Origin of the sequence: Rivularia sp. UHCC 0363, assembly GCF_034931125.1 — a bacterium.
Classification (GTDB): domain Bacteria; phylum Cyanobacteriota; class Cyanobacteriia; order Cyanobacteriales; family Nostocaceae; genus Rivularia.
The window spans coordinates 28,122-42,500 of the sequence record NZ_JAYGHM010000013.1; the positions used below are offsets into that span (position 1 = coordinate 28,122).

The window sequence follows — 14,379 nt, forward strand, 5'->3', positions numbered from 1 at the left end:
AAGCAGATTGTAACTCTTTACTCCTAACTCCTCACTCTTTACACCCAAAATCTAAAACCCCAAATTATTTATAATGTGGGTAGAAAAGCAGGTGAAGCTACTTACGCTCTAAATATAACAACGCTACGCTCAAACAATGTGAAATCATCACTTCATTATTCAGCAATGCTGTTTTTTATACTAATCATTTCCAGTTTCCAATACCATTCGCGGAATCAATAATTCCTCATTCAATTCACCAATTCCTAAAAAAAGTCTTTGTTCGTTGTAAACTCTTAATATTTCCGATACTTGGCTATCTACGGAAATTTTCTGACCTTGACACCATCTACGCGCCTCTGTTTCAGGTAAAGTTATTTCAGAAAGCTGCTGTAAAGGTACATCGGCAGCTATTGGTTGAAATCCCGCTTCTAACTCTGCTTCCAATTCAGTAAAATTAAAACTATCTGTTAAATTAAAACCGCTACTAACGGTACGTTGCAAAGCTGCAAGAGTTCCCCCCGTTTCTAATACAGCACCCAAATCACGGGCGATCGCTCTTATATAAGTTCCCCCACCGCAGGCTATACTTACATCTAATTCGGGGAATTCACCTATTCGCCAATCTAAAATATCTATATTAAATACTTCCACATTCCGCACTGGTGCTTCAATTTTCTCACCTTTGCGGGCTAAATCGTAAAGTCGTTTTCCATCAACTTGAATCGCGCTATAATTCGGAGGGATTTGCTCAATTTTACCTTGAAACTGCATCAGTGCTGTTTTCACGGTTGCCAAATCCAACTCAGTTGCAGACTTTTGACTAATAACTTCCCCTTGTAAATCATCAGTCGTAGTTTGCACCCCCAAGCGAATCGTAGCCTTGTAAGCTTTGTCAGTAGGAAGAAATTGTAACAACCGAGTTGCCTTACCAATGGCGATCGGTAAAACACCCGTAGCGGCTGGATCTAAAGTTCCCGCGTGTCCGATTCGCTTGATACGCAAGAGTTTGCGGGTTTTTGCCACGCAATCATGAGAAGTCCAATCAAAGGGTTTATTGAGATTTAAGAAACCAAACACGAATCAATTATCAATTAACAATAATCAATTATCACCCAACCCAAGGTGCGAATGTATTTGTTCATTGATAATTAATTTTTCATTGACTACTATTTATTGCTCGTGCAACCTCAGTGGTAGTTAAGTTCTCAATCAGACTTAAATGCATAGAGTTTGTAGAAATAGTTTTCGCGTAAGCTGCGGTGAGATAAGGCTTATATTGGGAATTTCCGGATACATAGCTCTGGAAAAAAGGTAAACTTAGAAGTTTGATGTAACTCTGTGCTTGCTTGGGATTGTCTCCAATCAATTTTGAGGGTAATCCAACGACTTCCGAACTACTTTGTCCATCACCTATAGCAGAAAAGTGAGTTGCACTCTCCATTTGGACGAGATATTTTTGAGGATTTGCCATCCAAGAGAAAGGTAAAATTTGTTCGTATAAAGCCGGTGCAATGGTATCTTCACTGCTTGTTACCATCATTACCGGAGTTTTTATTTCACTCAAACCAGCTTTACCAAAAATGCTGCTGGTAATTGGATTAACTGCGATCACAGCTTTTATTCTGGAATCGTATAGGTTATATTGCGTAACTGGCTGCTTTACTTGTAGTTCCCGGACTCGACATTGCAGAAGTAAGGAGATATTCCAGGTTTGTTTTAATGTCTCTTGGTTGCAGTCTTTGTCTATTGTCTCTAAGCTAATTTTTGCCCCAGCTAAAGCTAAAGCTGTATAACCACCGAAAGATTGTCCAAATACTCCGACTTGCTGTAAATCTAAACGTTTTTGAAAACGGGAATCGGTTTTATTGAGTTTCTCTAATTCATCGAGGATAAACTTAACGTCCATTGGACGGTTGATAAATTCTTCGGGTTGTGCAACTTCGGAAGCGCTTCCATTTAATAAAGATTTTATTTGCTTGGTGTCGCTACCCGGATGATTGGGAACAACTACAGCAAATCCGTATGTAGTTAAATAATTGGCTAAATATCTAAAATTGCTGCTATCGGTACCTATACCGTGAGAAATCACGATAACTGGTACGGAAGAGCTAATATTAGGCATATAAACGTCAGTTGTCAGCAATCTGCCGCGAATAACGTCAAAAAACTTCAGGGTTTGCTTTTTAGCAATAAACTTGCCCCGACGATTTAATGTAGGTAAATTATTCACGTTGACTGCTGTTTGAGTAATTGCAGCTTCCGTATCAGACTTAGCAGAAACTACTGCAACAGCCTTATTAGTTTCATTTACGAGCCTTTCTAACTCTGCCGATATTTGCAAAGTTCGCGCTAAATCGATGTTTATGCTGGAGCTAGGATACAAACGCAATATATTTAATAGCGTTAAACCTCCGGGTTGGTCAGCAGCTAAAATTAAAGCCGAACGTAAAGCATGAAATCCCGGTTCACTTTCACCGGATTTAGTTCTAATTACTTCTCCCAACCGTCGCAACATGATTTCACCTTGCGATGTATAAAGAAACTGCGAAACCGCTACAGGATGGACTTTTATCTGACTTATTAAAAGTCGTCGCAACTCAGCAGTTTGTTCGGGTTTCAAATATTGTGCATACACTGCTAAATCTTCAGTCATTTCGCCATTTTCGGCAAATTTTTCTAAAGCAGTTATGGAAATAGAACGTTGAAAAGCTGAATAAGATGCATAAATTCGCTCCGCAGTCTGAGCATAATTACTGATACCAAAAACAGATACCAGTACAGATAGAACCAACAACAGCCAAGATTTTCTCAGGTTGCCAGTCCATTTACCAAACAAGCTGTTCATCACTCGATAGCGCCAAAAAAAATGTGCTTTAACTAGGCATATTTGGTAGCTCAGACACCCTGGATGGTATTAAATATTAGTTGCCCTACTAATAATCTATTAATTTAACGAAGAAAAATCGGTAGGTAGAATGCTGTTTTAGATTTCAATCGTGTTTAAAAGTAAGTCAAATTACTTACTAACAAACAAATTGAATGATTTTCTTAATGTTCACCATGACATGATAGCAGATAAAATAAACATCTGCTTCAGTAGATAAAATGAAACTTTTAAGTAATGATTAATTTAAGTTTTATTACCAGTAAAAGCACGGTAGAAAATTGAAAATTAATGTGTTTTCCCTAATGCGATCGCCGCAGATCCACATACAACTAAGAACGCTCCAACTATTCCCAGCATTGTCAAATGTTCAGTAGCAATTAAATTTGGAGATATTTCTGATACAAACCAAGATGATAACAATGTTACAACAGGAGCTAAAGCTATTACCGCACTGACTCGCGACGCTTCCCAATGTTCCAATGCTTCGGCAAAAGCTCCGTAAGCAATTAAAGTATTTAAAGCACAAAAAACTAACATTCCGCTCTGCAATAAATTCAGTGTAAAAATTGATTTAGGAGTAGCAACTATGGTGAATAATAAAGCACATCCGCCATAAATAATAAGCATGATATGAGCAGAAGATAAAGTTTGCAAAAGCTGTTTTTGAGCTAAAGCATAAATAGACCAAGTAATAGCAGCTAGTACAATTAAACCACTACCAAACAGATAGGTTGATTGTGCGGAAATCAAATTAGATAATTGTTCGTTAAAGAATAAAATAAAGCCCACAGTAAGAATACTGATACCAATCCACTGGAATAAGGTATAGCGTTCTTTAAAAATTACCAAACCTCCCAAACCCATTAGTATGGGGGCTAACTGGATTAAAACTTCAGCGTTTGCAGGGGTGGTAATAGCTAAACCTTGGACAAATAAGATGTAGTTGATCGCGAGAAAGATAGTTGCAATCAATACCAGCTTCGGGGAAGTAGAACGTAATTGTGAAAAAGTTGGTAAATTGCCGCGCAATTTTAAATAACCACCTAGCAAACAAAAAGACCCCACAAAGCGAAACCAAGTTAGGGTATATGCATCTAAGCCCTGTAACACGATCGATAAGGAAATCGGTAAAATACCCCACAAGATAACCGTCAGTAAGGATAATGCTAGACCTAATTGCCAGCGTCCGGAAGTTTGATGCATCTATTAATTTTAGATTTTAGATTTTGGATTGGAAAGTTGTAGGGTGCTGTGATGGTTACGACAATTTATCATATGTAACGAGATAACTTGAATATACCGTCACGCACCAACTAGTTGATAATGGTGCATTACGCAAAGTATAAATGCTATACGGTAAATTAAAGTTTTTAGCGTCACGCACCAACTAGAACTGCTCGCTGTTGAAAAAGAAGCTTTAATCAAAACTTTTGTAAAATTGTATAATTATTAACAGAATATTTTCTTTCACTTCTAATTCTCAACTATATTAAAATACATCTACCAATTCAGGCTATTGTAACCGTACCGTGATTAGGAGACTTTTACATAATTTCCGTGCTGCATTTTTAAATAATCAACCGGGTACTCTATCCCACAGGAATGAAACCAAGCTTACCCAAGCAGATAATACTCGTAATTCTATTCAAGATTCGACTCCTACTAGCTGGTTGCGAACAATTTTTGTTACCAGTTTGGGTGTTACTGTTTTGGTATTGTTAGCACGGGAATTGAAATGGTTGCAGCGGTGGGAGTTGCGTGCTTATGACCAAATGATGCTTTTGCGTCCATCACAACCACCAGATAAGCGAATTTTATTAGTAACTGTTACTGAAGAAGATTTACAACAGCAAAAAAATCAGCTTTCTGATGAGACGATTAATCAACTATTAAAAAAAATTCAATCTTATCAACCGCGTGTTATTGGTTTACACACTAGTTTATATATTAGAAATCTGCAAAACACTAATTTAGCAGTAGGAATACGTAAAGATAATATTATTGCTGCTTGTGTCTTTGAAGGTATAGACAAAACAGTAACAGAAATACCACCACCACCAAATTTTGCTGAAGATAATATAGGTTTTAATGACTTAGTTACCGATCGCGATAATGTCGTTCGTCGCGGTTTATTGTTTCAAACACCTTTCCCACATAGCAAATGCAATACTCCTTTTTCTTTTGCTAGCAGACTTGCGGTAGATTATCTAGATAAACAAAAAATTTACCTCGAATTTAGTAAAAAAGATGGGTTTTATCTTGGTCAAGTCTTTTTCAATCGCTTGCAAAAAAAATCGGGTGGATATATAGATCTTGATAGTGACGGTTCTCAAATTTTAATTAATTACCGCAATCCGCGTAATATTGCCGATACTGTAACTTTAACGCAGGTTTTAACGGATAAAGTAAATCCTAATTCAATTAAAGACCGTTTGGTAATTATTGGTACTAGCGCTCGCAGTATCGACCGTGGAGTACTTACTCCTTATAGTATCTCCGAAGAACGAACAGCAACAGTGTCTCCGGTATTTATTCACGCACAGATAGCGAGTCAACTCATAAGTACGGTGTTAGATGGCAGACCGATAATCTGGTATTTTCCCGAATGGTTGGAAATCGTGTGGATAGGTGGCTGGTCTTTATTTGGTGGCTTTTTGGCGTGGAAAGTGCGAAGACCTGTATTTTTATTAATAATATCCGGTATAGCCGTAGCTGGCTTAGTGGGGATTTGTGATGCGCTGATTGTACAAGCTGGTTGGGTTCCCGTTGTACCTCCCGCTCTCGCTTTAGTTTTTACTAGCATCGGCGTATTAGGTTATACGAGTTATCAGATGCAATTACAGACAAAAGTAATTATTTTAGAAGTTGAAAAACAAAAAGTTGCCATAGAAGAATTAAATACACTTTTAAACGAAACTATCGGTGTTCAAGACGCACCTCGAAAAAAAAATGCAGTTTCTTCTCCAGCTTTTTCTTCCTTACTCAGCAATCGCTATAAAGTTACCAGAGTTCTCGCTCAAGGTGGCTTTGGCTGCACTTATTTAGCTAAAGATACCCAACGTCCCGGTTTACCAACTTGTGTGGTTAAACAATTAATGCCAGCGAGAAGAGATACTAGATTTTTACAAGTTGCCAGAAGATTGTTTGACTCAGAAGCAGAAATTCTAGAGCTTTTAGGACAACATTCTCAAATACCAGAATTATACGCATTTTTTGAACAAGAACAAGAATTTTATTTAGTACAGCAATTTATTCCCGGACATCCTTTAACCGAAGAATTGCCTCCTCATCGAGATATCAAAGATGAAAATTATGTTGTGGATATGCTCAAAGAACTATTAGAAGTTGTGGCATTTATACACCAAAGACAGGTAATTCATCGGGATATAAAACCGGCAAATATTATTAGATGTAACCAAGATAATCGCCTGGTGCTGATTGATTTTGGTGCGGTGAAACTAATGCAGCCGCAATCAAAAGAACAAACCGAATTAGCCACCATATCCATTGGTACGCGGGGATATACACCACCAGAGCAATTTGCCGGACACCCCCGTTTAAGCAGCGATATTTATGCTTTAGGAATGATTGCGATCCAAGCACTAACAGGATTGCTTCCCCATGAACTGCAACCGAATCCTCATACAGATAGCTTAGAATGGCGCGAATGGGCGCAAGTTAGCGATAAACTAGCAGCAATATTAGATAAAATGGTGCGTTATCATGCTTCGGAACGGTATAAATCGGCTGTGGAAGCACTCGAAGATTTTAAGTCAATTGATAATTGATAATTGTTCATTGTTTATTCTATGTCTAACCGTACATACGCAATTTTAGGAACTGGTGCATTAGGGGGATTCTATGGTGCTAAGCTGCAAAAAGCTGGTATGAACGTCCACTTTTTACTGCATCGAGATTATCAACAGGTTTGTTCTCATGGTTTGATTATTGAATCAAAAGATGGTGACTTTAACCTCCCCCAAGTTAATGCTTACGATGACGTAAAAAATATGCCTAAATGCGATGTAGTGGTAGTTGCACTCAAAACGACGCAAAACCATTTATTGTCAAAAATGTTACCAAGTGTCGTTAAAGAAAATGGCGTGGTTTTGGTATTGCAAAATGGATTCGGGATTGAAGCAGAAATTGCCGAAATTGTTGGTAGCAATATAATTGGTGGATTATGTTTCTTGTGTTCCAACAAAATAGCACCGGGACATATCCATCATTTGGATTATGGTCAAATTAAGTTGGGAGAATATGCAGTCAACTATAATTCGGTAGGAATTACCGATAAAATGCAGTTACTCAAAGAAGATTTTGAAAACGCTGGAATTAGTATTGAATTAACAGAAGATTTGAATCAAGCACGTTGGCAAAAATTAGTATGGAATATTCCTTATAACGGACTTTCCGTAGTTCTTGATGCTACTACAAACGAATTAATGGCAGATATTCATACTCGTAAATTAGTTGAACAATTAATGCAGGAAGTAGCAGTAGCTGCAAAAAGTACGGGAAGAATAATCGATCAAAGCTTTATTCAAATGATGCTCGACTATACGGTCAACATGAAACCGTACCGTACCAGCATGAAAATTGACTACGACGAAAATCGTCCCTTAGAAATAGAAGCAATTTTTGGTAATCCCCTACGAAAAGCCCAAGAAAAAGGGGTTAGTTTACCGCAAATTGAATGTCTGTATACTCTACTCAAATTTTTGGATGCTAGAAAGAGATAGATGTAGAGACGTAAATAGATAAGTTTTACCTGGCGGTTGAAACCGCGTCTACACAGGCGAAACCCGCCTGAGCCGCACTTCGTGAACGGTGAACGCGGGTTAATAATTATAAAACATTTTAGCTTCAGTAGGACTTACGCAAGCCCCCCTTCCCAAGGGGGGTTGGGGGGATCAAAATTCTCTGGAACACTATATTTACCGTTATTGTTGCGTAAGTCCTATTCAGTAATCATTTTTATTTAAACCTTAGTTTGCAACAACCTATAACTAAAAATTAGTAACCAATTCCTAATAGCTCAAAAACAGCATAAACTTTTTGATGGTACTGTAACCAGGGGATTGAAAACGTGGCTAAATTTCTCTTCGTAACGGATTTAGATAACACTTTTGTCGGTGATGATGACGCACTTAAAGAATTATCACAACTATTAAGCCAACATCGTCAGGAACATGGCACTAAAATTGTGTACGCTACAGGGCGATCGCGAGTATTATATCAAGAACTTAAACTTGAAAGAAATTTGATGGAACCGGATGCTTTGGTTTTATCTGTAGGAACAGAAATCTACTTGGATAAAAGCGATACTCCCGATTCTAACTGGTCAAAAAAACTTTCTCAAGGATGGAACCGAGAAGTGGTATTATCTAAAACTGCTGATTTCTCGGAGTTACAACCACAGCCAGATACGGAACAAGGTGATTTTAAAGTCAGCTTTTTCCTCGAACAGGCTGTAGCAACAAAGGTTTTACCGCAATTGGAATCTATGTTGAAAACCAGTGATTTGGATGTCAAATTAATCTACAGCAGTGGTATTGACCTTGACATTGTACCCAGTAACAGCGATAAAGGTCAGGCGATGCAATTTCTCCGCCAAAAGTGGAACTTTGTATCAGAAAGAACGGTTGCTTGCGGAGATTCGGGCAATGATATTGCTTTATTCGCAGTTGGAGAAGAACGAGGTATCCTTGTGGGAAACGCTCGTCCTGAATTAATCCAATGGCATAATGAAAATCCTGCTGACCACCGTTACCTGGCGAAAAGTGAATGTGCAGGTGGAATTATTGAAGGCTTAAAATACTTTGGTTTCTTGTCAACGACCCCACACTAAGTGCGATTCGTTGGTTAGTGAATCACGGTACTCAGTCCGTACATAACTAACCCAATCCCAACTCAATCAGGAGAAACGGATTGAACTCTCGGTCAGATGTAGGTGAAAGCCCTACCAATTAGACTCAAATTTGACTCCTTATCTGCCCACACCGAACAAGCTCGGTTCTTGTAGAGTGAAGCTGGGGACAGGGCGCAACCAGACAACCACTGCGGGTTGACACTGGCGCTAACAGGGAGTTCCTACGGTGAAACTGAGCCTAGAAAAACAACTCAGGGGTAAGCAGGGCGCAATTTTAAAAGCCTGACTTGATTGGAGATATTCCCGCCGCATCTTTAGTGAATAGCGGCAAGAGTTCTGGGAATCCAATAGTTGAATTGGCTACACCTAACGGAACAATCAATCTCTCCGAGGGAACGAAGAAAAACGAGTTGTGGGTCTAGGGGCAGTCGAACCCCAAAGTAGACCAGACGAGCGGATTAATCCCCACAATTCGGGTAGGACAGACCGTAATTGGTCTGAGGTGTTCAAAAATACACAAACTCAAGAAGAGAAAATGATTAGACACAGTTATAAAACTAGTGAATCTTGGATAGAACTACCGTGGAAGAAATTCCGCCGTAATCTATTCCGCCTTCAAAAGCGGGTGTACAAAGCTGTTCAAGTTGGAGACAAGCGGAAAGCACGGTCACTCCAAAAGCTTATTATGAAATCCACCTCGGCTCGATTTCTTGCAATAAGACAAGTAACACAGCTAAACGCTGGTAAGAAAACAGCAGGTATTGATGGCAAAAAGTCCCTCTCATTCGAGAAACGCTTTGCACTTGAAGTAACACTCAAGACCCAGTATAACAACTGGCACCATAGCGGCTTACGGAAAATTCCAATCCTTAAAAAAGATGGAAACACCAGAACGCTAAAAATACCTACCATCGCGGATAGAGCATGGCAATGCCTAGCAAAATACGCACTCGAACCAGCACATGAAGCCACTTTCCACGCTCGGAGTTATGGGTTTAGAACTGGGCGCTCAACACATGACGCTCAGAAGTATATTTTTAGCAACCTAAACTCCGCGAATAGAGGAATAGAGAAACGAGTTATAGAACTCGATATCGAAAAATGCTTCGACCGGATTAATCACTCAGCGATTATGAAAAAAATAATCGCCCCAAAAGGGCTAAAGCTCGGTATCTTCCGATGCTTAAAAGCTGGAGTCAATCCAGAGTTCCCCGAACAAGGGACACCCCAAGGAGGAGTGGTCAGCCCAATATTAGCAAATATCGCACTCAACGGGATTGAAAGTATTCATCGATACAGAGCCAACGGACGAATCAATGAACCATCAATCCGATACGCGGATGACATGGTTATAATACTTCGTCCCGAAGACAACGCGGTAGAAATACTTGAAAGAATCAGCGAGTTTCTCCGCGAACGCGGAATGCAAGTAAGCCAAAAGAAAACCAAAGTAACCGCTACGACAGATGGTTTTGATTTCCTCGGCTGGAACTTTAGGGTTCAAAGCAACGGAAAGTTTAGAAGCACCCCATCAGTGGGTAATTTCAAAGCCTTCCGTAAGAAAGTAAAAGCTATCGTTAACAACTCGAATTATGGTTCTAAGGTAAAAGCTGAGAAATTAGCCCCCTTAGTTAGAGGTTGGAGGAATTACCACCGCTTCTGCAAGATGAATGGTACCAGGAATTCCCTATACCACATTGAAACAAGAGCATTCAAGGTATTCAACAAGGAAACGAAGCATAACCGCTATACCAGCAAACAACTACTGGATAAAGCATTCCCTTCGGTTCCTTACTCCGAAGGAAAACATATCTTAGTCAAAGGAAATAAATCTCCTTTTGACGGAGACTTGACCTACTGGAGCAAACGTAACAGCAAGCTCTACAACAACGAAACCTCTGAAGCCCTTAAGAAGCAAAACCACAGATGTGCATCCTGCGGCTTGAAATTTATTGATGAAGAGCGGATTCACCTGCACCACATCGACAAAAATCACGCCAATTGGAAGAAAAATAACCTCGAAGCAATTCACGAGAGTTGCCATGAATACAAGCACATGAGCAAAAGCGCGAGCTAAGAACATCGGGAGCCGGATGCACCTAAAGGCGCACGTCCGGTTCTAACAGAGAGGTGCTGGGCATAATAGCCCACATCGACTCTACCAGTGACGGGGCATCCAGCCTAAAAACTGGTAGCCCTGAGTTGACCAGACTTTCGTTAGGAGTAAGCGTTTAAGAACCTACCAAGGGATGCGTAGCTAGTTCCTTGCTCTAGAACCGAACAGTTAAACATCTGTACAAGGGTTAAGGAAGTGCTGTGCCGGATAGTACCGACTCCTAACAATGTCGAAGCTAACATTACCGTTGAGGCATTAACAATGCAACAAAATTACGTATTTTTAATTGATACAAACAACCAACAATTAAATCCAGTAACGCCGAAACAGGCGCGTAGGTTATTAGATTTAGGTAAGGCTGCTGTATTTCGGCAATATCCTTTTACTTTGATATTAAAGACTGCAATTGAGAATCCAACAATTAATCCATTGACATTAAAACTTGACCCTGGTAGCAAAGTTACCGGCATTGCTTTACTGGATGGAGAAAATGTTATTTGGTGTGCAGAATTAGAACATAGAGGTTATCAAATAAAAGACGCTTTAATGTCCCGAAGACAATTAAGACGTAGCCGTAGGAATAGAAAAACTCGGTACAGAAAATCACGTTTTGACAATCGAAAACGTAGTGATAACTGGCTACCACCAAGTTTAGAACATAGAATATTAACAACCCAAACTTGGGTTAAACGTTTAATGGGTTATGCTCCAATAACAGAATTATGGATTGAAAAAGCTAAATTCGATATGCATAAAATGCAAAATCCAGAAATATCTGGTATTGAGTATCAGCAAGGAGAACTGCAAGGTTATCAAGTGCGTGAATACTTGCTTGAAAAATGGGGAAGACAATGTACTTATTGCAATAAAAAAGATGTTCCATTGCAGATAGAACATATATACCCAAAGTCCTTTGGAGGTAGTAACCGAGTTGGTAATTTATGTTTAGCCTGTGAAAAATGTAATCTCAAAAAAGGTAATAGACCTGTTGAAGAATTTCTAAAAAATATTCCTAGTTTATTGAAAAAGATTAAAACACAAGCTAATAAACCATTAAAAGATGCTTCCTCTGTAAACGCAACTAGGAATAAATTAGTAAAGACTTTATCTAATTTATTACCCACTAAAACAGCCACAGGGGCGCAAACAAAGTTTAACCGGATTAGGTTAAATCTTGAAAAACAACATTGGATTGATGCCGCTTGTGTTGGCGATATTGATAACTTGAAAATCTTAACTAATCGACCATTAAAAATTAAATGCAATGGTCATGGAACGCGGCAAATGTGTCGTACTGATAAATACGGTTTTCCTATTAGATATGTCCCCAGATTTAAGTTTGTCTTCATGTTTCATACTGGGGATATTGTAAAAGCAGTTGTAACAACAGGTAAAAAAATTGGTGAATATATCGGCAGAATCGCAACAAGAAGTACAGGCAGCTTTAATATATCAACTCGCCAAAAGCTGGTGCAAGGTATTTCTTACAAATATTGTAAAATTATTCACAAAAAAGATGGATATTCTTATGCATTTTGACTCACGGCAGATAAATCTGCTCGTCTCGCAGTTCCTCCGTGGTCTAAAGACACACGGTTTCCCTGCTCCTGGAGGTTTTTAGATGATTAGTTATCTCAAAGGAATCGTTGCTGGTATCCAGAATCCGAGTACCAATCGTCATATTCTCACCTTAGAGGTGAACGGTATCGGGTACGATTTACAAATTCCCGCCCGATTGGCTCAGCAGTTACCGAACTCCGGGGGTGAAGTACAAGTCTTTACCCATTACCAAGTCCGGGAAGAGGTGCCGTTACTTTACGGATTTACTACTCCAGCAGAACGGGATTTGTTTCGTTTTTTAATTAGTGTTAGCGGGATTGGTAGTGCTTTAGCGATCGCTTTGCTGGATACTTTGGAATTACCAGAGTTAGTTCAGTCGATTATCGCTGCTAACGTACAGTTGTTGATTCAAGCTCCCGGTGTAGGCAAGAAAACCGCCGAACGCATCTGTTTGGAGCTAAAAAGCAAATTGATTGATTGGCGCAAAAACGCTGGCTTCTTCGTTGCTACAGGTGGTCCCGCACCCGGAATTTTGGAAGAAGTGCAAATGACATTACTCGCTTTGGGTTACACTGCGAACGAGGTCAGCTATGCTTTACACGTCGTCGGCGAAGATATTGGACTACCCAAAGATGCTTTTGTCGAAGATTGGATCAAACAAGCGATCGCACATCTAAGCAGCACTGAATCAGTTAACAGTTAAGAGTTATAAAATACAAAACCTTTAACCTTTAACCTTTGACCTTTGACCTTATTATTATGAATCCTTATGCTTGGCTAGAGCAATCTTTGGCAACAATTCACCGCGCTGATTGGTACCGTTCGGTGCAGTCTATCCACGGTGGTGCTGGTGCTACGGTGGTTTTGACCAGAAGCGAGGTAATTAATTTTGCCAGCAATGATTATCTAGGTTTGGCAGGGGATGACCGTTTAATTCAGGCTGCAACTACTGCTATTCAAAATTTCGGAACTGGTAGTACTGGTTCAAGATTACTCAGCGGGCATCGGGAATTACACGGTGAATTAGAAACGGCGATCGCATCTCTCAAACAAACGGAGGATGCTTTGGTCTTCAGTTCGGGATATTTAGCAAATTTGGGTGCAATTACTGCTTTAGTTGGTAAACGGGATCTAATTTTATCTGATGAGTACAATCATTCTAGTTTGAAAAATGGGGCAATTCTCAGTGGTGCTGCGGTGATTGAGTATCCCCATTGCAATGTTGCGGTTCTAAAAAGTCGGCTGCAAGAAGTTCGGCAAAGTTATCGACGCTGTTTAATCATCACCGATAGCGTTTTTAGTATGGATGGTGATTTGTGTCCTTTACCAACTCTATTAGATATTGCTGAAGAATTTAGCTGTATGTTGTTAGTGGATGAAGCCCACGCTACTGGGGTTTTGGGAAAAAATGGTGCTGGTTGTGTGGAACATTTTGGCTGTACTTCTCAGCAGTTAATTCAAGTCGGAACTTTGAGTAAAGCTTTGGGTAGTTTGGGTGGTTATGTTGCTGGAAGTCAGAATTTAATAGATTTTTTACGAAATCGCGCTGCTACTTGGATTTATACCACTGCACTTTCACCCGGTGACACTGCTGCGGCTTTGGAAGGAATTAAAATAGTGAAACAAGAACCCACTCGTCGCCATCGATTGTGGGAAAATATAAATTATTTGCAAAACTTAATAGAGCATTTACCACTGAAAATATTACCATCAGAATCAGCGATTATTTGTTTTCAGGTAGCAAGTGCAGCAGAAGCGTTAAAAATCGGCAATTATCTCAAGGAATCGGGAATTTTCGCTCCAGCAATTCGTCCCCCTACAGTTCCTACGAGTCGGATTCGTATTTCTTTAATGGCAACTCATCAGCCAAGTCATATTGAGAAATTGGTAGAAGTGCTGAAGGATTTTGGTTAATACACTCCCTTGTACGGAATTAAACTACAAACTGCTGTAATTAATTTA

Annotated in this window: 10 protein-coding genes; 7 read left to right on the forward strand and 3 right to left on the reverse strand. The window is 39.5% G+C overall.

Translation table 11 applies throughout. From position 1 onward, the window contains the following. Positions 1-180 precede the first annotated feature (180 nt). From truB to VB797_RS09815, 3 genes are all read right to left on the reverse strand, one after another. The gene (gene truB, locus VB797_RS09805; protein ID WP_323237485.1) at positions 181-1,059 is read right to left on the reverse strand and encodes a tRNA pseudouridine(55) synthase TruB; all 879 of its coding nucleotides are present in this window, start codon (positions 1,057-1,059) and stop codon (positions 181-183) included. Between the two features lie 79 nt (positions 1,060-1,138). Further along, the gene (locus tag VB797_RS09810; protein WP_323237486.1) at positions 1,139-2,827 is read right to left on the reverse strand and encodes an alpha/beta hydrolase; all 1,689 of its coding nucleotides are present in this window, start codon (positions 2,825-2,827) and stop codon (positions 1,139-1,141) included. A 327-nt stretch (positions 2,828-3,154) separates the two neighbouring features. Next, positions 3,155-4,072, reverse strand: coding sequence for a DMT family transporter (locus VB797_RS09815; RefSeq protein ID WP_323237487.1), 918 nt, complete (start codon positions 4,070-4,072; stop codon positions 3,155-3,157). 326 nt (positions 4,073-4,398) lie between these two features. Here VB797_RS09815 and VB797_RS09820 point away from each other — a divergent pair, with 326 nt between their 5' ends. The 7 genes from VB797_RS09820 (at position 4,399) to bioF (ending at position 14,331) form a co-directional block, all read left to right on the forward strand. Beyond that, the gene (locus VB797_RS09820; RefSeq protein ID WP_323237488.1) at positions 4,399-6,657 is read left to right on the forward strand and encodes a CHASE2 domain-containing serine/threonine-protein kinase; all 2,259 of its coding nucleotides are present in this window, start codon (positions 4,399-4,401) and stop codon (positions 6,655-6,657) included. A gap of 21 nt (positions 6,658-6,678) precedes the next feature. Then, the gene (locus tag VB797_RS09825; RefSeq protein WP_323237489.1) at positions 6,679-7,611 is read left to right on the forward strand and encodes a putative 2-dehydropantoate 2-reductase; all 933 of its coding nucleotides are present in this window, start codon (positions 6,679-6,681) and stop codon (positions 7,609-7,611) included. A gap of 347 nt (positions 7,612-7,958) precedes the next feature. Beyond that, on the forward strand, positions 7,959-8,720 hold the full coding sequence (locus VB797_RS09830) for a sucrose-phosphate phosphatase (protein WP_323237490.1): 762 nt from the start codon (positions 7,959-7,961) through the stop codon (positions 8,718-8,720). Positions 8,721-9,276: 556 nt separating this feature from the next. Next, entirely contained in the window at positions 9,277-10,818 is a 1,542-nt protein-coding gene (locus VB797_RS09835; protein WP_323237561.1) for a group II intron reverse transcriptase/maturase, read from the forward strand. A gap of 300 nt (positions 10,819-11,118) precedes the next feature. After that, positions 11,119-12,396, forward strand: coding sequence for an RNA-guided endonuclease IscB (iscB, locus tag VB797_RS09840; RefSeq protein ID WP_323237491.1), 1,278 nt, complete (start codon positions 11,119-11,121; stop codon positions 12,394-12,396). An 82-nt stretch (positions 12,397-12,478) separates the two neighbouring features. Next, on the forward strand, positions 12,479-13,120 hold the full coding sequence (gene ruvA, locus VB797_RS09845) for a Holliday junction branch migration protein RuvA (RefSeq protein ID WP_323237492.1): 642 nt from the start codon (positions 12,479-12,481) through the stop codon (positions 13,118-13,120). Positions 13,121-13,176: 56 nt separating this feature from the next. Next, positions 13,177-14,331: an 8-amino-7-oxononanoate synthase gene (bioF, locus tag VB797_RS09850; RefSeq protein WP_416350853.1), complete on the forward strand. Its 1,155-nt coding sequence runs from the start codon at positions 13,177-13,179 to the stop codon at positions 14,329-14,331. Positions 14,332-14,379: the final 48 nt, after the last annotated feature.